Source organism: Buttiauxella sp. JUb87 (assembly GCF_004361975.1).
Taxonomy (GTDB): domain Bacteria; phylum Pseudomonadota; class Gammaproteobacteria; order Enterobacterales; family Enterobacteriaceae; genus Buttiauxella; species Buttiauxella ferragutiae.
In genome coordinates this window covers 66,660-88,074 of the sequence record NZ_SNVY01000013.1, presented here as the reverse complement: position 1 = coordinate 88,074, position 21,415 = coordinate 66,660, and the positions used below count along the sequence as shown (strand labels likewise).

Annotated in this window: 21 protein-coding genes; 13 read left to right on the top strand and 8 right to left on the bottom strand. The window is 47.9% G+C overall.

What is annotated here, in order from left to right:
* Positions 1-79: 79 nt before the first annotated feature.
* A complete protein-coding gene (locus EC843_RS23240) occupies positions 80-427 on the bottom strand; it encodes a YacC family pilotin-like protein (RefSeq protein ID WP_064539870.1) in 348 nt (115 codons plus the stop codon).
* A gap of 145 nt (positions 428-572) precedes the next feature.
* Here EC843_RS23240 and cueO point away from each other — a divergent pair, with 145 nt between their 5' ends.
* From cueO to EC843_RS23200, 8 genes are all read left to right on the top strand, one after another.
* On the top strand, positions 573-2,165 hold the full coding sequence (gene cueO, locus EC843_RS23235; RefSeq protein ID WP_133523127.1) for a multicopper oxidase CueO: 1,593 nt from the start codon (positions 573-575) through the stop codon (positions 2,163-2,165).
* 352 nt (positions 2,166-2,517) lie between these two features.
* A complete protein-coding gene (locus EC843_RS23230; protein WP_064539866.1) occupies positions 2,518-3,093 on the top strand; it encodes a hypothetical protein in 576 nt (191 codons plus the stop codon).
* A 78-nt stretch (positions 3,094-3,171) separates the two neighbouring features.
* Positions 3,172-3,909 carry a fimbrial chaperone gene (locus tag EC843_RS23225; protein ID WP_064539864.1) on the top strand — a complete coding sequence of 246 codons (738 nt, stop codon included), beginning with the start codon at positions 3,172-3,174 and terminating at the stop codon, positions 3,907-3,909.
* 45 nt (positions 3,910-3,954) lie between these two features.
* Positions 3,955-6,561, top strand: coding sequence for an outer membrane usher protein (locus EC843_RS23220; protein WP_166642092.1), 2,607 nt, complete (start codon positions 3,955-3,957; stop codon positions 6,559-6,561).
* A gap of 38 nt (positions 6,562-6,599) precedes the next feature.
* On the top strand, positions 6,600-7,169 hold the full coding sequence (locus EC843_RS23215; protein ID WP_064539860.1) for a fimbrial protein: 570 nt from the start codon (positions 6,600-6,602) through the stop codon (positions 7,167-7,169).
* A gap of 30 nt (positions 7,170-7,199) precedes the next feature.
* Positions 7,200-7,775 carry a fimbrial protein gene (locus EC843_RS23210; RefSeq protein ID WP_133523126.1) on the top strand — a complete coding sequence of 192 codons (576 nt, stop codon included), beginning with the start codon at positions 7,200-7,202 and terminating at the stop codon, positions 7,773-7,775.
* Between the two features lie 105 nt (positions 7,776-7,880).
* Positions 7,881-8,393, top strand: a complete 513-nt coding sequence (locus EC843_RS23205) for a fimbrial-like protein (RefSeq protein WP_237929867.1) — start codon at positions 7,881-7,883, stop codon at positions 8,391-8,393.
* Entirely contained in the window at positions 8,386-9,501 is a 1,116-nt protein-coding gene (locus EC843_RS23200) for a fimbrial protein (protein WP_133523124.1), read from the top strand. Before EC843_RS23205 ends, EC843_RS23200 begins: the two co-directional genes overlap by 8 nt.
* Positions 9,502-9,540: 39 nt before the next feature.
* Here the strand turns inward: EC843_RS23200 and EC843_RS23195 are convergent, their stop codons facing one another.
* A complete protein-coding gene (locus EC843_RS23195; RefSeq protein WP_133523130.1) occupies positions 9,541-11,919 on the bottom strand; it encodes a glucose/quinate/shikimate family membrane-bound PQQ-dependent dehydrogenase in 2,379 nt (792 codons plus the stop codon).
* A 193-nt stretch (positions 11,920-12,112) separates the two neighbouring features.
* Here EC843_RS23195 and hpt point away from each other — a divergent pair, with 193 nt between their 5' ends.
* Positions 12,113-12,649: a hypoxanthine phosphoribosyltransferase gene (hpt, locus tag EC843_RS23190; RefSeq protein WP_034460899.1), complete on the top strand. Its 537-nt coding sequence runs from the start codon at positions 12,113-12,115 to the stop codon at positions 12,647-12,649.
* 64 nt (positions 12,650-12,713) lie between these two features.
* Here hpt and can read toward each other — a convergent pair whose 3' ends face one another.
* Positions 12,714-13,394 carry a carbonate dehydratase gene (gene can / locus EC843_RS23185; protein WP_064539851.1) on the bottom strand — a complete coding sequence of 227 codons (681 nt, stop codon included), beginning with the start codon at positions 13,392-13,394 and terminating at the stop codon, positions 12,714-12,716.
* Positions 13,395-13,504: 110 nt separating this feature from the next.
* Here can and EC843_RS23180 point away from each other — a divergent pair, with 110 nt between their 5' ends.
* The 4 genes from EC843_RS23180 (at position 13,505) to EC843_RS23165 (ending at position 17,209) form a co-directional block, all read left to right on the top strand.
* Complete coding sequence (locus EC843_RS23180; RefSeq protein WP_121814287.1) at positions 13,505-14,431, top strand: ABC transporter ATP-binding protein; 927 nt, start codon at positions 13,505-13,507, stop codon at positions 14,429-14,431.
* Entirely contained in the window at positions 14,428-15,198 is a 771-nt protein-coding gene (locus tag EC843_RS23175) for an ABC transporter permease (RefSeq protein ID WP_064539845.1), read from the top strand. Before EC843_RS23180 ends, EC843_RS23175 begins: the two co-directional genes overlap by 4 nt.
* Before the next feature lie 244 nt (positions 15,199-15,442).
* Entirely contained in the window at positions 15,443-15,874 is a 432-nt protein-coding gene (locus tag EC843_RS23170) for a PTS sugar transporter subunit IIA (protein ID WP_064539843.1), read from the top strand.
* 84 nt (positions 15,875-15,958) lie between these two features.
* Positions 15,959-17,209, top strand: a complete 1,251-nt coding sequence (locus EC843_RS23165; RefSeq protein WP_133523123.1) for a polysaccharide deacetylase family protein — start codon at positions 15,959-15,961, stop codon at positions 17,207-17,209.
* A 105-nt stretch (positions 17,210-17,314) separates the two neighbouring features.
* Here the strand turns inward: EC843_RS23165 and panD are convergent, their stop codons facing one another.
* The 5 genes from panD to pcnB all read right to left on the bottom strand — a co-directional run bounded on the left by panD (position 17,315) and on the right by pcnB (position 21,377).
* Positions 17,315-17,695 (bottom strand): aspartate 1-decarboxylase, encoded by a 381-nt coding sequence (gene panD / locus EC843_RS23160; RefSeq protein ID WP_034493438.1) that lies wholly within the window; start codon positions 17,693-17,695, stop codon positions 17,315-17,317.
* A gap of 98 nt (positions 17,696-17,793) precedes the next feature.
* Positions 17,794-18,648, bottom strand: a complete 855-nt coding sequence (gene panC, locus EC843_RS23155; protein ID WP_133523122.1) for a pantoate--beta-alanine ligase — start codon at positions 18,646-18,648, stop codon at positions 17,794-17,796.
* Between the two features lie 13 nt (positions 18,649-18,661).
* Positions 18,662-19,456: a 3-methyl-2-oxobutanoate hydroxymethyltransferase gene (panB, locus tag EC843_RS23150; protein ID WP_133523121.1), complete on the bottom strand. Its 795-nt coding sequence runs from the start codon at positions 19,454-19,456 to the stop codon at positions 18,662-18,664.
* A gap of 47 nt (positions 19,457-19,503) precedes the next feature.
* Complete coding sequence (folK, locus tag EC843_RS23145; protein WP_064539834.1) at positions 19,504-19,983, bottom strand: 2-amino-4-hydroxy-6-hydroxymethyldihydropteridine diphosphokinase; 480 nt, start codon at positions 19,981-19,983, stop codon at positions 19,504-19,506.
* A complete protein-coding gene (gene pcnB, locus EC843_RS23140) occupies positions 19,980-21,377 on the bottom strand; it encodes a polynucleotide adenylyltransferase PcnB (protein WP_208111337.1) in 1,398 nt (465 codons plus the stop codon). Before pcnB ends, folK begins: the two co-directional genes overlap by 4 nt.
* Positions 21,378-21,415: the final 38 nt, after the last annotated feature.

Genomic DNA, 21,415 nt, shown 5'->3' with positions numbered 1-21,415 from the left:
TTCAATACGGTGTCCCAAAAGTTTGCTGAACGACTTTTGGGAGCACTCGATTCAAAGTAGCCAGAATGAGAAGGGCGGGTTACTTCACGTAGGCGAGCAAGCTCAATGAATCCCGGGCAAGGGATTTGCATTTGTTTGCTGTCGGAATGGCGATACCACTGAGATCGCGATAACTATCTTCCCCCAATGCTTTCATATTGAAGGTATCGTAATTACTCAAATCCCACTGGTTTTGCTGGGCAAAAAAGACCAATGCGCGACGAATTTGTCCATTAGGCAGGTTTTGGTAGCCACAATCATTTTTCAGGAACACAAATACCGCAGTAAGATCGGCCATATCTTCTGCTTCAGACTCGCTAAGTGCCTGACTGCTGGTGGAAAAAGCCAGCAATAACCCCAGCATTAATGCCCTAACACCCATCTTCATCACTTCTACCACTTTTTATTAGATACGAAACGTTAACACAGTTAATTGAGGCACGACGAGAATTATTCATCGCTTTAAATTTGACCTTACCCTTGGGGTAAGGTTTATGCTCAATCCCAAGCCTGCTAATAGAAAGGAATTGAATATGCATCGCCGTGATTTTCTGAAATATTCTGCAGCCATCAGTGCATTCAGTGCACTGCCGCTCTGGAGTAAAGCTGCGCTGGCGGCTGACAGACCCGTATTACCGATCCCGCAAATTCTCGCCCCTGATGCAAAGAATAGCATCCGTTTAACAGTGCAAGCGGGTAAAAGTACTTTCAACGGAAAAACTGCTACCACCTGGGGTTATAACGGTAACTTGTTGGGGCCAGCATTGCAGTTAAGTGAGGGCGAAGAAGTCACTGTTGAGATTAATAATAACCTCGCAGAAGAAACCACGCTGCACTGGCATGGATTAGAAGTGCCTGGCGATGTCGACGGTGGGCCGCAAGGAGTGATTGCCGCAGGTGGCAAGCGCACTGTGAAATTTACTCCGCAACAACGCGCTGCAACATGTTGGTTCCATCCTCATCAGCATGGCAAAACCGGCCATCAAGTGGCGATGGGGTTGGCGGGGCTGGTGTTAATCGACGATGCCGAAAGCCGTGCGTTGCGTTTACCGAAACAGTGGGGCATCGACGACGTGCCGCTGATCATTCAGGACAAGCGTTTCGCTGCTGACGGGCAAATCGACTATCAATTGGACGTGATGAGTGCCGCAGTTGGCTGGTTTGGCGATACATTATTGTGTAATGGCGCGATGTACCCACAACATGCTAACCCGCGTGGCTGGTTGCGTTTACGCCTGTTGAACGGCTGTAACGCGCGTTCGCTCAATATTGCCGCTAGTGATAACCGTCCGCTTTACGTGATTGCTAGCGACGGCGGCTTATTAGCGGAGCCTGTGAAAGTCACCGAACTTTCTATGCTGATGGGCGAGCGTTTCGAAGTACTGATCGATACTCGCGACGGCAAAGCGTTTGATATTGTCACGCTGCCTGTTAAACAAATGGGCATGACGATTGCCCCGTTCGATAAACCGCAGCCGATAGTGCACATCCAGCCTTTAATTATTGCGGCTTCTGGCGAAATGCCAGACAAGCTAGCAGATGTTCCGCCGTTGCCGAAAATTGAAGGTATTACCGAGCGTTGGTTACAGCTGATGATGGACCCGATGCTGGACATGATGGGTATGCAGGCGTTGATGGAAAAATATGGTCCGCAGGCAATGGCGGGCATGAGCATGTCCGGACACGGCGATATGGGTAATATGGGCAACATGAGCCATATGAAGGATGGAATGATGAACCATGGTGGCATGAATCACGGAAAACAGGGTTCAGGATTCGACTTCCATAATGCCAACAAGATTAACGGCAAAGCATTTGATATGAACACCCCAGCGTTTGCCGCCGAGAAAGGCAAATTCGAGAAATGGACGATTTCTGGTGAAGGCGACATGATGCTGCATCCGTTCCACATTCATGGTACGCAGTTCCGCATCCTGAGTGAAAACGGTCAGCCCGTTGCTCCACATCGTCAGGGCTGGAAAGATACGGTTCGTGTCGAAGGCGGGCGTAGTGAAGTATTAGTACGTTTTGAACATGCCGCCTCTCAGGAACATGCCTATATGGCGCACTGCCATCTGCTGGAACATGAAGATACTGGCATGATGTTAGGATTTACTGTTAAGTAAATTCTCATATTCTCTAAATAAACTCTGCCTCATAAAAGCTTGCATGAAAAAATGCAGGCTTTTTATTTTTCATTAAAAATAAAACTTTATTACCCGACACCTGCTATTCATCTTGTTGTGCTCTGGATGGTGTATTAACGATTACTTAATATATTATTTCAATAATGAGGTGTTGTGTATACCCTCCCTTGACTACATACTCCATCTTTCTACTGGCATTTGCAGATTTTCAATAAAATATCTAATGATCGCTTGTGTTAAATGTATTTAACGCATATTGCGCTTATTAGTTCATGCCTATGTCACTGGAATTATTAATAGATAATTAATTTTAAATTAAAGGGATGTTTATATGAAATTTAAAGTTTCTGCGTTGCTATTGGCAATGGGGGTATTTTCTGCCCATGCAACAGATCTTGGTCTGATTACTCTCGATGGTGCAGTTACAGGTACCACTTGTAAAATTACGACCAACAACGGAATTGATGCTAGTAACGTAACTATTTCAATGCCGGTAGTCACTAAAGCGGCTGTAGAAGGCTCAACTCTTGTTGCGGGTGGTGTGGGTTCGAAGGAATTTGAACTGATGCTAAACGAATGTGAAGAGTCTTTGACTAAAGCAACAATTTCATTCTCTTCACAGCAATTTGCTGAGCTATCAAATGGTACTCTGAAGCCTGATTCCACTGTTTCTGGCGCTGCTCAAAACGTGAGTGTGGCGCTGTTTAATAACGCTTCAGGTAATGTCACTCAGGTTAAGATTGGTGACCCAACTGATGTTTCTCAGGTGGTCACCCTGGATGCTGGTAGAGGTGTATTTGCTTATCGTGCCGCTTATGTACCCAGTGCTGACTGGAACGTAGCCAGCAATCCCGTTGTGCCAGGTAAAGTCAATACCAACGTTACTTTCACGATGGCTTATGAATAAAATTTTATTCTAAAGTGTTATTTATTAAACCTGCCATTAAGGCAGGTTTATTATTATTTATTTTACCGGTATATCATTATGAGCTTCATTAATTACAAGAGAGTATATTCTTTAGTCGTCTTCTTGAGCGCTTGGTTTGTGGCTTCTAACTGTTATGCCGATATTGTTATTTCGGGTACCCGGATTATCTATCAGCAATCTGCGAAAGATGTTTCGGTTAAACTCGATAATCGTGGGCAAAAGCCTTTGCTTGTCCAGTCATGGCTGGATGATGGGCGTGATTCTGTGAATCCGCAGGAGTTAAAGCTTCCTTTTTTAGTCACCCCACCAGTTTCACGTATTGATCCAAATAAAGGGCAGACAATCAGGATTACTTCTCTTGGGGCTGAGTTACCGAAGGATAAAGAAAGTCTCTTTTGGTTTAACGTACTGGAAGTACCGCCTAAAGCTAAAAATACAGATGGTGAGAATATTGTCCAACTTGCTTTCCGTACACGGATAAAAATGTTCTATCGTCCTGATGGTTTACAAGGTACTCCTGAAGAAGCAGCCACGAAATTACAATGGTCATTAAGAAAAGATGCGCAGGGAGTATATGCAGAAGTAAAAAATAGCTCTCAATATTATGTGTCATTCAGTGATGCTACATATTTAAATAACAATAAAAAATATAGCATTGATACCAGTGCTATAGCACCAGGTAGCAGTGCTTCCTTTAAGATAAAGGATCTTAGTAATACCGCCTCTGGTGGGAAAATAAAATATAGCGCAATAAATGACTATGGCGGAAGCATTGAGCGTGAAGTGAATATCTAACTTTTCAGGTGGGCCTGGTTTATCATAATATGGATGTGTGCTATCGTGCGTGGCTTAACGAGATACTATAGTCCGTTATTTTTAATAGGTACTTTATTATCGGTACCTATTTATGCGGAAGAGAATCACGAACAAATATCTTCTTCAGAAGACGGTGTTGAGTTCAACGATCAATTTCTCTTTAACACAGACAGCAGTGGCAAGGTGGATGTCAGCCGTTTCTCTCACGGGAACCCGGTATTACCTGGCGTTTACAGTGTTGTAGTATATGTTAATAACGCTGCAAAATATAATGGGAAAATCACATTCAAAGCCAATGGTACTGATATTGCTTCACCCTGTATTACTCAGTTGCTATTGTCTCAGTTAGGAATAGACACCTCTACTATTAAGTTTGTTGCGGAAGAAGAGGATGCTTCCTCCGAGCAGGCGACCTGTTACGACTTAAGTGCAATTTATTCTGGTTCTCATGTCAGCTTTGCCAGCGAAGAGCAACGACTGGATATTTCGTTGCCACAAATATATGTTCTTAAGCGCCCAAAAGGGTATATCGATCCTTCTTTGTGGGATAGCGGCGTCAACGCGGCCATGCTCTCTTACGATCTGAATGCATATACCTCCAACAATGATGGCGACATGGCTCAAAGCGCTTATATGGGTCTTAATTATGGTGTGAACCTGGGGGCATGGCGTTTTCGATCTCGTGGTTCGGCTAATTGGTCGAAAGATAATGGCAGCGGATATGAAAGCCAGGATATTTATGTCCAGCGTGATATTCCGTCACTGAAATCTCAGTTTGTTATCGGTGATACCTTTACCAGCGGGGATACTTTCGATTCAGTGAGTTTGCGAGGGATCCGTTTATACAGCGATACCCGTATGCAACCTGGTGGGGAAGAAAGCTATGTACCAGTAGTACGCGGGGTGGCTAACAGCAATGCCAAGGTTACCGTGCGCCAGAGTGGCAATACCATTTACGAAACCACTGTACCGCCAGGCCCCTTCGCTATCGATGACCTGAATCCATCGGGTTCTGGTAGCGATCTTGATGTAACCGTTGAAGAGGCCGATGGTAGCAAACGTAGCTTTTCTATCCCCTTCTCTTCGGTTACTCAAATGTTGCGTCCGGGTACTGCGCGTTGGGATTTTGGCCTGGGTGAACTCAATGATGAGACTCCCGGTAACAAACCTAAAGTCGTTGTGGCTTCCGGATATTATGGGATCAATAATCTTTTAACCGGCTACACCGGTATTGAATTCACGGATACTGATTATTTCGCTGCTTTACTCGGCGTGGCGGTAAATACTTCTTTCGGCGCAATAGCATTAGATGTGACACAGTCGCAGGCGGATATCGAAACTGTTGGAACACTGCAGGGGCAGAGCTATCGTCTTACATTTAGTAAACTGCTGGAAATGACCGATACCTCGTTCAACGTTACCGCATATCGGTTCTCAACGACGGACTACCTTAGTTTAAGTGATGCAAGTAGTTTAAATAATGATATCGATAGTACTAATAATGCTGATGGAAATGAAAACAGCTGGAACAATTTTGATCGACAGAAAAACCAAGTCCAGGTGAGTATCAACCAACTGCTGCAAGCCGGAGATAATAACTACGGTTCCGTTTATTTAACCGGGAGTTGGGAAGATTACTGGAATAATAGTAAAACAACGTCACAGTATTCATTTGGTTATAGCAATTCATTTAGCTGGGTGAGCTATAATCTCTCGTTGCAGCGTGCTTATAACGTCAATGGTGAAGAAGATGACCGTGCGTATATAGGTTTAAGTATTCCGTTTGGTAATCTACCCGGACATGATATTCGCAAAGGAGGGTTCAATAACATGAATGCTTCCATCAGCAGTGATTTTAAAGGGAATTCTCAGGCTGATGTTTCTGCATCGGGTAATTCTGCAGACAACCGCTATAACTATAGTGTGAATGCATCTTCAACATTGTCGGAGTCTCAGGATTTAACTCAGATTGGTGGTTATGGCAGTTACAATAGTGCCTATGGGCCTATAAGCGTGTCTGCTTCTATCAATGATCACAGTGGACAACAAGCTTCATTTGGCAATAGCGGTGGTGTCGTTATTCATTCAGGTGGAATAACCTTTTCACCCGGAAACATAGGCACAACAAGTACGATCGCTTTGGTAAAAGCCAAAGGGGCGAAAGGCGCAAAAATGACCAACGGTGATGGAGAAATCGATGGGCAGGGTTACGCGGTGGTGCCTTATCTTTCGCCATATCGTGAAAATACCATTGGGCTGAATATTGATACTCTGGAAAATGATGTGGCAATTATGAACACCAGTACCACTGCTATTCCGCGTGATGGTGCTGTCGTGCGTGTTGATTTTGCCACTGAAGAGGGGCGCTCGGTACTTCTTGAACTCATTCGTAATGATAAAGGTTTTATTCCGTTGGGGGCTGATGTCTATGATGAAAATAATAATGTTGTAGGTAGCGTGGGCCAGGCGGGACGTGCGTTTGTCAGGGGTATTAATGACGCAGGACGATTAACGATTCGCTGGGGAAACAAGTCTGAAGAACAATGCACAGTAAATTATCAGATCCCTGCGAATGCGCAAACAATCGGTTTAACCACGGTATTAACTAACCAAAGTTGTCATGTGAATTAATAATAGGTAGTTATTTATTATAATCAAGGAGGAGTTCAATGAGGTTAAATTCATCGATAGCAAAATTACTATGTGTTTCATGTGGAATATTATCCAGTAACATTTATGCTACAGATCTGACTGTCAATTTTACTGCGAATATTCGGGAAACTACGTGTGATATGCGCATTACCGGTGGCACGGGAAATAATCAAAATAATACTATTGCCATTGGTAATTCAGGGAAAACATCTTTAGATAAGATATTATCCGGTGACGCCAGCGTTTCGGTTCCCTTTTCACTGGATATCGTGACATGCCCATCGAGCCTGGCAGTAATAAAAACCACTATAACTGGCACTCAATCTGGAATTGTCCCTACATTAATCATCAATGGTATTACAAGTACTGACAAGGCAGATTATCTTGGGGTTTCAGTAGCGAGAGCTTCAGGTGGCGAGGCATTCACTATTAACTCAACGGTAGATGCTAAGCGTTTGGTTTGGACTACCAGTGAAATAGCTGCTAAGAAAGTTAATTTGTTAGCAAAGCTTGTGCCTACGGATGCCACGAAGGTCACAACGGGTGCTTTTAATGCCACTGCAATATTTAACTTCACTTATGAATAATTTTTCTCGCTCAGATCAAGGAGTGCGATCATGAAGAATATAAATCTAAAAATCTATTTCTTATCTCTGTTTGCAAGTCTATTTTCCATATCATCCGCTTACGCTATTACGGGTACGGATAGTGTGACTGCAACATTTACCTCGACTGTAGAAGCGGGGACTTGCAATGCTCAAATAAAGGATAGTGCAGGAGCGGCTACGTCAACTATTTCTTTCGGCGATGTATTTAAATCTGATTTACAGACGAAGGCTCGTGTCGAGAATTTTAAGTTAGCGTTTAGCGGCTGTTCTGGGGTCAAGAGTGCCATGGTGAGCACACAAATTAGCGGCGGGGGGTGCTCTGGCCTAAATGGCGATGGAACCTCATATCCAAATTATACGGGCACTGCGGCAGCAACTGCCGTTGAGATATGGCGCGGTCTGCCGGACAGCGGTACAGAATTTAGCTGTAAAGATCGTTCCATCCCTCAGGAACTTGCTATTTCTGGAAGTACGCTTGATGTTGCTATGAATGCCAGAATGGTGATTGGGAATGAGCGCTCAATTGACGAGGTTACTGCCGGTACCTTCCAAGTCCCGATTACTTTTGTTATCACTTACAAATAAGGTTTGGTTATGATATTCCACCGGTCTCGTGGAGCTATTTTTAGGTACCTGGCACTATTCATTTTAGCAAGTGGCACCTCTTTAGCGTGCGAGGCTGGTGTGGATATGAATATCAACGCCAACATAATTAATAATACCTGTAATGTGACGGTAGAAAATAATGGCAGTGTGCATTTGCCGACGGTGAGTCGGGATTATTTTTCACCACGCGGCAATCCTCCAGCGCCGTTGTCTCCTACAGATGCTGCAGGTGGGCAACCTTTTAAAATTACAGTTGATGACTGCGTTGACTGGGTTCAGGGTGAGGCAAACCGCCTTCATTTTCAGTTTAAACCCGTTTCGGAACAATTTCCTGCGCAGTCAAAACAAGTCTTTATTAATGAAGCTTCCCCTTCGTCAGGCGGTGCGGAGAACGTTGGTGTTGTCATTTTCTCTGCGCTGACAAATACCAATGTCTTGAAGAGCGATGGTAGTTCCGATGTTATTTATGACGTGCAGGATCAAACATCTTCAGAGTATTTAACAGATTATCTCTTTTATGCCCGTTACCAGAATACGGGAGTCGTTTCAGCTGGAAGAGTGGCTTCGAATATTATGGTGAGTGTAATTTATGATTAACCTGCAATGTCTGAAAATTCTACCTGTTGTTAGAATATTACTGCTGATAATGTCTTCATTTTATACTTTATTCAGTACACCTGGTATCGCCGCAACATTTTGTCAATTTGAATCGCCTTATTCAGTGACAATACCTTCGGCGGCTATTTCTGTATATCAGTTTGCAGGTGTCAATAATGCGCCCTATGTGAGACTGACGCCAAGTTGGATATCACTTACTGAGACTAGTGCTATTAAAACTGACTGTTATAATGGCAGGGGGTATCTGTATTTTAATCAAATATCAGGCAATGCGCAGAATGTTGTCATTAAAGATACCAATACCGGTGACTCAGGTGGTAGTAATAATTATTCAACTTTCTTTAGAACCACTATTCCAGGTATCGTCTATGAGGTGGCCATAATATGTCGCGCCCACACAAGTAATGGATGCGATGGCGGTATAAGAAACAACCAGACTTTGCCACTTGGAGCAACTAATAACTGGGGGCATCTCGGCAGCGAATCGTACCCATGGGATAGAGATAGTCAAACCTATGGAATTTACATGAGGATTTATCAAACTCCTGACTACAAATGGGCTCCAGGCCAGACGGTTGCGCATCCAATAGCAGGAAGATTAACGACGTTACAAATGAGTGATTTTAATACGGACGTGCTTACTAATAGTGCAATTAGTATTAATCTTCTAAACAGTTTTCCTACCTGTAGCACTGCGGTTGTCGCAGGTACCAACGTTAGCGGAAATACACTAGCGCTTGGTGAATATGATATGGATGACTTGAATAGAAAGGACCCCGTACCTTTTTCACTTAAAATGACTCAGTGCGTGGGTACAAAAGTTAAGGTCAAACTTAATACTAATTCCAGGGAAGATAGCAGCCAGTTATTAAAAAATACCACGACGACTTCCAGTGGTAGCACCGGCGTAGCATTACGAATTAAGAACGGCAGTTCAACGGTCGTCCCGGATGGCTCTTCTACCTTTAGTGTATCAATGACTGGCTCAACGACTATAAATCTGACCGCACAATTAGAGAAAAATGGTAAATCTACCCGACCGGGTTCTTTTACCTCGCAGGCTGTTTTTACTATCTCCTATGAATAAAATTATCTCCCGGCAGGTTGCCTGCCGGGAGATATTGGTTTATTTAACGTCCGGTAAAGCGTAAGCGACGATGTAATCGCCCATCTTCGTCCCGAAGGATCCGTGGCCACCTGCAGAAATCACCACGTACTGCTTGCCATTCACTTCATAGGTCATCGGCGTTGCCTGGCCACCGGCTGGCAGACGCGCTTCCCACAGTTTTTCACCGTTGCTCATGTTATAAGCACGCAGGTAGTTATCTGCGGTTGCGCCAATGAACAACACATTCCCGGCGGTAGAAATTGGGCCGCCCAGCATTGGCATCCCCATTTTAAACGGCAGCGGAAGCGGCGAACTGTCGCGCACTGTCCCGATACGTTTTTTCCACACCACTTCGTTGGTTTTCAAATCTACCGCAGAGATGTAACCCCAGGCCGGTTGCTTACACGGCAAGCCGAACGGAGAAAGGAACGGGTTCAGCGTCACGCCAAATGGTACGCCGTACTGCGGCTGAATGCCGGATTCAGAACCACTGCCTTTAGCATCTTTTGGCGGCTCCATCGGGTTACCTGGCCCGCGTGGCATCAGTTTAGAAACAAACGGCAGTGCCATTGGGTTGGCAATCGCCACCTGACGGTTAGGGTCGACTGAAATCCCACCCCATTCGAACATCCCCAGGTTCCCCGGGAACACCAGCGTGCCTTGCTCAGAAGGCGGCGTGAAGATGCCTTCATAACGTAGGTTGTGGAAGATAATGCGGCAGACCATTTGATCGTAAAGGGTCGCACCCCACATATCGGCACCGCTCAGGTCTTTCTTCGGACGGAAACTCAAATCCGAGAATGGCTGAGTTGGCGTCACGTAGTCACCTTTCGCCGCACCTTGTGGAACTGGTTTTTCCGGAGCCGGAACAACCAGTTTACCGTCACGACGGTCGAGCACAAAGATGTTGCCGGTTTTCGCAGGCGCGTAGATAACCGGAACGGTTTCGCCTTTAACGGTAATATCGGCAAGCGTTGGCTGCGACGGCATGTCCATATCCCACAGGTCGTGGTGCACCGTTTGATAAGACCACACCAGTTTGCCGGTGGTCGCGTTCAGCGCCACGATGCTGCTGGCAAAACGCTCTTGTTCCGGTGTGCGGTTGCCACCCCAAATATCTGGCGTGGTGACACCCATCGGCAGATACACTAAATCCAGCTTCGCGTCATAGGCCGCAGGTGCCCAGGAGTTCGGCGAGTTAAGGCTGAAATGGTGCTCGTCGCCTGGAATTGTATTCGGGTCTTTGGCTCCCGGGTCGAATGCCCACAGCAGTTTGCCGCTGTTGACATCAAAACCACGGATCACGCCAGACGGCTCGCGAGTGGAGTAGTTATCGGTCACTGCACCGGCAATCACGATCACTTTATCGGTGATAATCGGTGGTGATGTCGGTTCATACATCCCTGGAGTGGTCACCGGCATGTTGGTTTGCAGGTTCAGAATGCCTTTGTTAGCAAAGCTTTCGCAAAGCTGGCCGTTATCGGCATTAATCGCAAACAGACGGCCATCATTCACTGGAAGAATGATTCGACGAGGGCAGTCAGAAACCGCATCCGCACTCGCGTTATCAGCCGTTGCTTCGTGGTAGGAAACACCACGGCAGGTCACATGCTGGAACGAAGGATTGGTATCCAGACGCGGATCGAATTTCCACTTCTGCTTACCGGTTGCCGCATCCAGCGCGAACAGTTGCTGGTGAGCGGTACACAGGTACAGCGTATCGCGGACTTTAATCGGGGTGACTTCGTTAGTGATTTCACCCGGATCGGTTGGGCGCTTCACATCGCCAGTCTGGAAAGTCCACGCTTCTTTAAGCTGACCGACATTTTTATCGTTGATCTGTTTTAGAGGAGAGTAGCGCTGTCCTTCCTGATTGCGGCCATATGCAGGCCAGTCGGCATCAGGAATTGCGGAACTTGCTGCCACAGGAGCCTGTGCATCCGCACTGAGCGTACCGTTGATTTCTTGGGGATCGTTAAACACGGCCCAGGCCAATACCACCACGGTAATTGCCAGCACCGCGCCAAGTGCTGCTGCGGCACCCGAAGAAGGCAGAGTCAGATGACGATAAACGAACGGCAGCAGCAGCCATACGCCGAAGAAGAACAGTACGTCTAAACGTGGTGTTAATGCCCAGAAGTCGAAACCTACTTCCCAGACACCCCACGCCACGGTGCAAAGCAGTAATGCGGCGTAAATCCCCAGCGCCAGCGCTTTACGTTGCCAAAGTAACACTGCGGTGATTAACATCACCACCCCGGCAATCGGGTAATACCATGACCCACCAATTGCCACTAACCATATCCCGCCAATGAGTAAATACAGCCCAGTTAATACCGCAAACAGGACTGTTAAGGTTGCGATGACTCGCGAACCGGAGTTATTTGTTTTCACAATTATCACGCTCTTAAAAATTTGATAGCAATTCATTATAGTTATTAACAAACGTGATATTCATCACATAAATGGCTTTTTTACTGATAGCGCATGCGAATGTGTTTTGCTGGTATACTGCTGGCCTGAATATTTTGTGTTGGTTGAAATTTAATCGACATCGAATGATTTATTTTTAAATCATATGGTTATAACTATGAAACATACTGTTGAAGTGATGATCCCCGAAGCGGAGATCAAAGCCCGTATCGCTGAATTGGGTCGTGAGATCACTGAACATTATCGTGATAGCGGTAGTGATATGGTGCTGGTTGGCTTGCTGCGTGGCTCATTTATGTTTATGGCTGACTTGTGCCGTGAAGTTCAAGTGCCCCACGAAGTCGATTTTATGACCGCATCCAGTTATGGCAGCGGCATGTCCACCACCCGCGATGTGAAAATCCTCAAAGACCTCGATGAAGATATTCGCGGCAAAGACGTGCTGATCGTCGAAGATATTATCGATTCTGGTAATACGCTGAGCAAAGTGCGCGAAATTCTGAGCCTGCGTGAGCCAAAATCACTGGCCATTTGTACGCTGTTGGATAAACCAGAGCGCCGCGAAGTGGACGTGAACGTGGAGTGGGTTGGTTTCGCCATTCCTGACGAGTTCGTGGTGGGTTATGGCATTGACTACGCTCAGCGTTATCGCCATCTGCCATACGTCGGTAAAGTGGTTTTGTTAGACGAATAAGTTGAGCAAACGCCCAATCACCGATAAATAAAAAGGGCCTTTAAGGCCCTTTTTGCTATCTGAGTTACTGCGAAGGTGTTCTATTCTTGTGGCTGCGATGGGAGTTTTGCAGATTCGAAATTCCGCTGCGGTAACCTTTTTCCAGCGATTCACGGCTAGTGGCGGTGACTTCTAAATCGCGCAGGCGACCATCATGAATCCCGTAAGCCCAGCCATGTACTGTGACTTTCTGCCCGCGTTTCCATGCTGATTGCATAATGGTGGAATGGCCGAGGTTATAAACCTGTTCCATGACATTCAGCTCGCAAAGCGTATCCAGACGTTGCTCTGGTGGGAGTTCTCCCAACAGCGAACTATGCTTGAACCAGATATCGCGGATGTGCAGCAGCCAGTTGTTGATAAGCCCTAAATCTGGGTTCTCAACCGCTGCTTGTACGCCGCCGCATCCGTAGTGGCCGCAAATAATAATGTGTTCAACTTCAAGAACATCAACGGCGTACTGCACTACAGAAAGGCAATTTAGATCCGTATGAATGACCAGGTTTGCCACGTTACGGTGAACAAATAATTCGCCAGGCTCAAGGCCGGTCAGACGCTCAGCGGGTACGCGACTATCAGAACAGCCGATCCACAAGAAGCGCGGTTTTTGGGCCTGAGACAAACGTTCAAAAAAGCCCGGGTCTTCGTCCTCCATCAGTTTTGACCAGACCTGGTTATTGCTGATGAGGGTATCAATGTCTTTCATGGAGGTTAACAACCTGTAACGGAAGAAGTGCGTTGAGGTAATATAGGGCAACTGAAATAATTTTTAAACGGCATAATTTTTTTTGTACCGGACAAGGTAACCGTATATCCATGACTATTGCATTAGAGCTGGAACAGTTAACGAAAACCTATCCCGGCGGTGTTCAGGCGCTGCGCGGCATAGATCTTCGTGTTGAAGCAGGGGATTTTTATGCTCTGCTGGGGCCGAACGGCGCAGGAAAATCCACCACCATCGGGATTATTAGCTCGCTGGTTAATAAAACCTCTGGCCGGGTGCGTGTGTTTGGATACGACCTGGAAAAAGACGTGGTTAACGCTAAACGTCAGCTCGGGTTGGTGCCGCAGGAATTTAACTTCAACCCGTTTGAAACCGTGCAGCAAATTGTCGTTCATCAGGCGGGCTATTATGGTGTTGAACGAGCTGATGCCATCGCACGTAGCGAAAAGTACCTGAAACAGCTCGATCTGTGGGAAAAACGCAACGAACGTGCGCGTATGTTATCTGGTGGCATGAAGCGCCGTTTAATGATTGCCCGTGCCTTAATGCACGAACCAAAATTGCTGATCCTTGATGAACCCACCGCGGGCGTCGACATCGAGCTGCGCCGTTCTATGTGGGGTTTCCTGAAGGATTTAAACGACAAAGGCACTACTATCATTTTGACCACTCACTATCTTGAAGAAGCAGAAATGCTGTGCCGCAACATCGGTATTATTCAAAATGGCGAGTTGGTTGAAAATACCTCCATGAAATCACTGCTTTCAAAGCTGAAGTCAGAAACGTTTATCCTCGATCTTGCGCCTAAAAGCCCACTTCCGCAGCTGGATGGTTACCAATATCGCCTGGTTGATACTTCCACCCTGGAAGTAGAAGTGCTGCGCGAACAGGGAATCAACAGCGTGTTTAGCCAGTTAAGTTCTCAAGGGGTTCAGGTACTAAGTATGCGTAACAAAGCTAACCGTCTTGAAGAGCTGTTTGTCACGCTGGTTAACGGTCATAAAGGAGACCAGGCATGATGCATCTCTATTGGGTGGCGTTAAAAAGTATCTGGACCAAAGAAGTCCACCGTTTCACGCGTATCTGGATACAAACTCTCGTCCCACCGGTCATCACTATGACCTTGTATTTCATCATTTTTGGTAATTTGATTGGCTCGCAAATCGGCTCAATGCATGGTTTTACCTACATGCAGTTCATCGTGCCGGGTTTGATCATGATGGCGGTGATCACCAACTCTTATGCCAACGTTGCTTCCTCTTTCTTTAGCGCTAAATTCCAGCGCAACATTGAAGAACTACTGGTGGCGCCGGTGCCGACGCATATTATTATCGCCGGTTATGTTGGTGGTGGTGTGGCGCGTGGCTTGTGTGTTGGTATTCTGGTTACCGCTGTGTCGCTGTTCTTTGTGCCGTTCCAGGTGCATTCATGGCTGTTTGTTGCGTTAACTCTGCTGTTGACGGCGATTCTGTTCTCGCTGGCCGGTTTGTTGAACGCGGTGTTTGCTAAAACATTTGACGATATCAGCCTGATCCCAACCTTCGTGCTGACCCCGCTGACCTATTTAGGTGGCGTGTTTTACTCTCTTTCATTGCTGCCTCCATTCTGGAAAGCGCTGTCTCACCTTAACCCGGTGGTGTATATGATCAGCGGCTTCCGTTATGGTTTCCTCGGCATTAACGATGTCCCGTTGCTGTTTACCGTTGCCGTGCTGGTGGGCTTTATTCTGGCCTTCTACATTCTGTGCTGGTATCTGATTCAGCGTGGCCGTGGTCTACGTAGCTAAGAGACTGATGACAAAGCTCTTTCGTAGGTCGGATAAGCGATAGCGTCATCCGACATCACTGGCGTAAATGGTGGATGGCGCTATCGCTTATCCACCCTACAAAACCTGTTCAGTGACCTTTGTCAGCAATCTGACCTCCCCGCAAGGGGAGGTAAACATCCTTCTTTCTTACCCAGTTTTGATTAGCATCAGGGTGCTTATTTTTCGCTCTGGCACACTGTCGCTCCGCAAAAAGGAGAAGGCCATGTTGGGTTGGGTTATTGCCGGTCATGACTATTATGCTCAGGATATGCTCGATGCGATTGAGCGACGTTTTGGCCCACAGCCGCAATGCTGTGCGGTAAATTACTGGCAAGGGCTTAGCACCAATATGCTCAGCCGTATGATGTGTGATGCGTTGTACAATTGTGATTCTGGTGATGGCGTGATCTTTCTGACGGATATTACTGGCGCGGCTCCTTACCGTACTGCGGCACTGATTAGCCACCAGCATCCCCATTGTGAAGTGATTTCAGGCGTCACACTGCCGCTGCTGTTTGCGATGCGTGCGCACCGTGAAACACAAACTGGCGAAGCATTCCGTGAACTTATTGTTGAGCATGGCGGGGGTGACGTCACCAGCCTTTGGCATCAGCAGCAGAAAAACCCACCGTTTGTGTTACTCCACCAATATTGAGCGGAAAGGTTGGTATTGAGTGGACTTTTGTTAGAATAACCGCTTCTTCTCGCCATTGAGACACCCAGTGTTATCAAACTTGTTATGCTAACTCGCCTTTTCTTTACCGTGCTGATGCTGATTGGTGGCAGTAGCGCCAATGCCAGCCTGCTCAGTAGCCATCACACTCCCGCGCAATATATGCAAACCACAGAAGATGCTGATATTTGGGCACAGGTGGGGGATAAAGTCATTTCTGTCGGTAACATTCAGGAAGGGCAAATCCTGGCCGTAGTGCCTACTGCGGCAGATTATTACGAGTTCAATTTTGGTTTTGGCACCGGGTTTATTGATAAAACACACCTTGAATCGGTAGCAGGAAAACAACGTGTTGAAGACCGTCTGGGTGATTTGCACAAACCGTTGAGCAACCAGAATCTGGTCACCTTCCGCGATATCACGGTATATAACGCACCGAGCAGCGGTAGTGCTCAGTTCGGTACGCTGGCAGACAATTTGCGTTACCCGATTATTGCCAGCTTAAAAGACCACCTCAATCAAACTTGGTATCAAATCCGCATTGGTAACCGCCTCGGGTATGTCAGCAGCCTTGATGCGCAGCCCGATAACGGCATTCCGGTGCTGACTTATCACCATATTTTGCGTGATGAAGAGAACACTCGCTTCCGTCATACCTCAACCACGACTTCGGTGGTGGCCTTCAACAACCAGATGACCTGGCTGCGCGATATGGGCTATACCACGCTGACGATGTATCAACTTGAAGGTTATGTGCGTAACCGGATGAATATGCCAGCACGTGCGGTGGTGATTACCTTTGATGACGGACTGAAATCGGTTTATCGCTATGCATACCCAATTCTCAAACAGTACGGCTTTAAGGCAACCTCATTTATCATTTCGTCACGTATTAAAGCGCACCCGCAACTCTGGAACCCGAAGGCACTGCAATTTATGAGTATTTCGGAATTGCAGGCCAGCCAGGATGTGTTTGATGTTCAGTCGCATACCCATTTCCTGCATCGCGTTGACGCTAATCGCCAGCCGACACTGTTACGTCGTAGCTATCGTAATATCCTGCTTGATTTTGAACACTCAAGACGCGCCCTTGCGCAGTTTAATCCGCATGTTTTGTACCTGTCGTATCCGTTTGGTGGATATAACGATAAGGCTGTGAAAGCGGCGAACGATGCGGGATTCCATATGGCGGTGACAACGGTGCGTGGGAAGGTGAAGCCGGGGGATAATCCGTTTTTGTTAAAGCGGCTTTATATTCTGCGGACGGATTCGCTGGAAACGATGTCGCGGTTGATTAGTAACCAGCCGCAGTCTTGAAAGGTATAATGGTTTTGTAGGGTGGATAAGCGAAAGCGTCATCCACCAAATGCATCAATTATGTCGGGTGACGCTTCGCTTACCCGACCTACAAATCCTTAATGATTACGCTACCTGCACCGGCACAGCTTTCGCGAGGCGCTTCATTTCGTTGTCGCCATCGAAATAAGCTACCTTCGGTTGCCAGCTACGTGCTTGCTCATCTGGCATCGTCACATAAGTGGCGATAATCAGAATGTCGCCAACATCAGCACAGTGCGCGGCGGCACCATTAACGGAAATGATTTTGGAACCCCGTTCGCCAGCAATTGCGTAAGTTGAAAAACGCTTACCGTTGGTGACGTTATAAATATCAATGGCTTCATATTCCAGAATGCCAGCCGCCTCAAGGAAGTCCTGATCGATGGCGCAGGAACCTTCATAGTGCAAATCCGCCTGCGTCACTTTGACACGGTGAAGTTTGCCTTGCAGCATGGTGCGTATCATAGCTTAAACCTTCGTCACTATTGGGTTGCTTAAGCGGTAAACTCAGAGCTTGCCGCCGGAATTGAGTTGGGCAGTATTGCCCGATTTTGCCAGGCTGTCTACTGTGTGAGCTCGACCTGAACATTATCGATTAAACGCGCCTGGCCAAGCCATGCAGCCATTAACACGACAGCACGTTTGCTCTCAGCATCCAGCTCCAGCAAGCTATCCGCATCGCGGATTTGCAGGTCGTCTGAACGGAAACCTTTTTCATTCAGCTCGGTCGCGGCAATCGCTAACATTTCTTCAGTATCACGCTCGCCAGCACGCAGCTTATCGGCCAGAGACTGCATCACTTTATGCAGACCCGGTGCGATTTTGCGTTGTTCTGCACTCAGATAACCATTGCGTGAACTCAGCGCCAGGCCATCTTTCGCACGCACCGTTGGCACGCCAACTATCTCGATGTCGTAACCCATGTCCGCCACCATCTTGCGAATTAACGCCAGCTGCTGGAAGTCTTTCTCACCAAAGCAGGCGATGTCAGGTTGCACCATGTTAAACAGCTTGCTGACGATGGTAGAAACACCACGGAAATGCCCTGGACGGCTGGCACCTTCAAGCATGCTTGACAGCCCAGGCACTTCGACGAAGGTCTGGGAATCCAGGCCTTTCGGGAAAATATCGCCAGGTGCCGGCGCAAATACCAAATCCACTTTGCGGCGGTTTAGCTTCTCGCAATCTTCCTGCAACGTACGTGGATAGCGCGTTAAGTCATCCGGGCGGTCAAACTGCATCGGATTCACAAAAATGGTGGTGATAACGACATCGGCGCGGCTTTTCGCATCGTCGACCAGCTTCATATGCCCGTCATGCAGGTTGCCCATGGTCGGAACCAATGCGATGCGTTTACCTTCCTGGCGCCAACGGCGAATCTGCTGACGTAACAGCGGTATCGTTTCGATAATCAACACAACCCTTCTCCTGTCAGTGGAAACTATGTTCTTCACCTGGATAGATGCCGGACTCAACTTCGTTGATGTACAGACGCACCGCAGCACGCATGTCGCCGGTTCCGGTGAGGAAGTTTTTAGCGAATTTTGGAATGTGACCGCCGGTAATACCGAAGGCATCGTGCATCACCAGAATTTGCCCGTCAGTGACATTGCCCGCGCCAATACCAATAACCGGGATCGTCAGCGCGTCGGTAATGCGTTTTGCCAGCACAACCGGTACGCATTCCAGTACTAACAATTGAGCGCCTGCGGCTTCGAGCGCCACGGCATCGTCAAACAACGTTTGTGCGGCAGCTTCATCACGGCCCTGGATTTTATAACCACCAAAGATGTTCACGGATTGCGGCGTCAGGCCCAAATGCCCGCAGACCGGCACGGCACGTTCGGTCAGCATTTTGACGGTTTCGACCAGCCAGCGACCGCCTTCGATTTTGACCATGTTGGCACCAGCGCGCATCACTTCAGCGGAGTTAGCAAAAGCTTGTTCCGGGGTGGCATAAGCCATAAACGGCAGGTCTGCCAGCAACAGGCAATTCGGCGCGCCACGGCGTACTGCGCGAGTGTGGTAGGCAATATCTTCTACGGTGACTGGCAGCGTGGAGTCGTGGCCTTGAACGGTCATCCCTAATGAATCGCCAACCAGCATCACGCCAATGCCTTCTTCGGCAAACAGTTTGGCAAAGCTGAAATCGTAAGCGGTGATGGTGGCGAACTTGCGTTGAGCCTGTTTCCATTGGCGCAACTGAGACATAGTGATTGGTTTCATGGCAGTCCCGGTGAGGAATGATATTGATTAAATGAACGCGTCCGTGGTTACCAAAAAGTAATCCCATCCTGGGAGAGGTTTTCTAAAACTTTCGCGACTGGCAGGCCTTCGGGGAACGCGCAGTCAGGCGCAATTTCCAGCAATGGAACCAACATAAAAGCGCGGTTTTTCATATCGTAATGCGGCACTGTCAGCGTTGATGTGGCAATAGTCAGATTACCGAACAGCATCATGTCGAGATCAAGCGTGCGTGGCCCCCAGCGTTCAGCTTTGCGCACTCGTCCGTGTTCCAGCTCTATACGTTGAGTATGGGCCAGTAATGTTTCGGGAGACAGTTCAGTTTCCAGTGCGACAGCAGCATTCAGGTAATCGGGTTGGTCTTGCGGGCCGAGCGGCGGGGTGCGATAGAAAGAGGAGATGGCAACCACCCGGCTTTGCGGGATGGCTGCAATGGCGTCGAGCGCATGAGTCACTTGCTCAAGCGGCGACGCCTGGTTGCTGCCTAGCGCGATATACGCAAGCGTCATGCACTTCCACCGCTGCGTGGTGCACGCTTACGCGGGCGACGATGGCGGCGGCGAACCGCAGGCTCATCACCTAACACATCAAGCATATCTTTTTGCGCCGGTGGAGCAGCCACCTGGAATTCACCCCACCATTTGGTCAGGCGTTGTAATTCCTGGTTGTTTTCCACTTCAGCACGCAGTGCCAGCAAATCATACGCCGCTCGGAACTTAGGATGCTCCATCAGCTTCCAGGCGCGTTTGCCCTGGCGGCGTGACAGACGAAGCTGCAAGCCCCAGATATCACGAACCAGCGTGGTAATGCGTTTTGGAATCGCCAGCGCACGGCAGGCTTCATCAAGCACTTCGTTCATTGCTAATGCGAAGGCGTCCATATAGGCAAGGCCGCTTTCCTGAGTCAGCTTTTGAGCCATCTCCAGTTGCGGATACCAGAAAATGGCGGAGAACAAGAAGGCCGGATTAACGCGCATATCGTTATGAATGCGGTTATCGGTATTCTTCAGCACCTGAGTGATCATGCGCTCCATCGGGCTGTCACCTTGTTCGGTGAAGTAGCGAGTGATGGTCGGGAATAACGGCTGGAACAGCTGATATTCACGCAGCAATTCGTAAGTGTCATATCCATGGCCGGCTTGCAGAAGTTTCAGCGATTCTTCAAACAAACGGGCTGGAGGGACATCATTAATCAAGGTGGCTAAACGCGGAATAGGCTCGCCAGTTTCCGGGCTAATCGTCATATTCAGTTTGGCAGCAAAGCGCACCGCACGCAGCATGCGCACCGGGTCTTCGCGATAGCGCGTTTCAGGATCGCCGATTAAACGGATAACGCCATTGCGTAAATCACGCAGGCCACCGACATAATCGCGAACTGAGAAATCAGCCACGCTGTAATAGAGGCTGTTGATGGTGAAATCACGGCGCTGAGCATCTTCTTCGATTGAACCAAAGATGTTATCGCGCAACAGCATCCCGTTCTGGCCAGTCTGGGAAGTCTGTTTATCAGACTTTTGCTCTTCGTGGTGACCACGGAAAGTGGCAACTTCGATGATTTCCGGCCCAAACATCACATGAGCCAGGCGGAAGCGACGGCCAACCAGGCGGCAATTGCGGAACAGTTTACGCACTTGATCCGGTGTGGCGCTGGTAGTGACATCAAAGTCTTTCGGCTGTTTGCCGAGCAACAGGTCACGGACACCGCCACCCACGAGGTAAGCCTCGTAGCCTGCTTTGTTCAGACGATAGAGTACCTTGAGGGCATTTTCACTGATATCTTTGCGGGACAGAGCGTGCTGGTCACGCGGAATCACCGTGATTTGCGGGAGATCTTCATTCTCCTCGACCACGACGTCATCGCGGTTAAGCACCTTGCGGCAAAAATTAGCGACTCGGGTAAAAATAGTACACCTCGGCAGTGTCAATCATAGGGACAAAAAAA

Bases quoted from the DNA above. Each gene is read 5' to 3' on its own strand.
- EC843_RS23215 (WP_064539860.1), top strand. From the start codon at position 6,600: ATGAGGTTAAATTCATCGATAGCAAAATTACTATGTGTTTCATGTGGA.
- EC843_RS23200 (WP_133523124.1), top strand. From the start codon at position 8,386: ATGATTAACCTGCAATGTCTGAAAATTCTACCTGTTGTTAGAATATTA.
- panD (WP_034493438.1), bottom strand. From the start codon at position 17,695: ATGATACGCACCATGCTGCAAGGCAAACTTCACCGTGTCAAAGTGACG.
- EC843_RS23175 (WP_064539845.1), top strand. From the start codon at position 14,428: ATGATGCATCTCTATTGGGTGGCGTTAAAAAGTATCTGGACCAAAGAA.
- cueO (WP_133523127.1), top strand. From the start codon at position 573: ATGCATCGCCGTGATTTTCTGAAATATTCTGCAGCCATCAGTGCATTC.
- EC843_RS23230 (WP_064539866.1), top strand. From the start codon at position 2,518: ATGAAATTTAAAGTTTCTGCGTTGCTATTGGCAATGGGGGTATTTTCT.
- panB (WP_133523121.1), bottom strand. From the start codon at position 19,456: ATGAAACCAATCACTATGTCTCAGTTGCGCCAATGGAAACAGGCTCAA.
- folK (WP_064539834.1), bottom strand. From the start codon at position 19,983: ATGACGCTTGCGTATATCGCGCTAGGCAGCAACCAGGCGTCGCCGCTT.
- EC843_RS23205 (WP_237929867.1), top strand. From the start codon at position 7,881: ATGAATATCAACGCCAACATAATTAATAATACCTGTAATGTGACGGTA.
- EC843_RS23170 (WP_064539843.1), top strand. From the start codon at position 15,443: ATGTTGGGTTGGGTTATTGCCGGTCATGACTATTATGCTCAGGATATG.
- EC843_RS23165 (WP_133523123.1), top strand. From the start codon at position 15,959: ATGCTAACTCGCCTTTTCTTTACCGTGCTGATGCTGATTGGTGGCAGT.
- can (WP_064539851.1), bottom strand. From the start codon at position 13,394: ATGAAAGACATTGATACCCTCATCAGCAATAACCAGGTCTGGTCAAAA.
- EC843_RS23180 (WP_121814287.1), top strand. From the start codon at position 13,505: ATGACTATTGCATTAGAGCTGGAACAGTTAACGAAAACCTATCCCGGC.
- EC843_RS23240 (WP_064539870.1), bottom strand. From the start codon at position 427: ATGAAGATGGGTGTTAGGGCATTAATGCTGGGGTTATTGCTGGCTTTT.
- EC843_RS23210 (WP_133523126.1), top strand. From the start codon at position 7,200: ATGAAGAATATAAATCTAAAAATCTATTTCTTATCTCTGTTTGCAAGT.
- hpt (WP_034460899.1), top strand. From the start codon at position 12,113: ATGAAACATACTGTTGAAGTGATGATCCCCGAAGCGGAGATCAAAGCC.
- EC843_RS23225 (WP_064539864.1), top strand. From the start codon at position 3,172: ATGAGCTTCATTAATTACAAGAGAGTATATTCTTTAGTCGTCTTCTTG.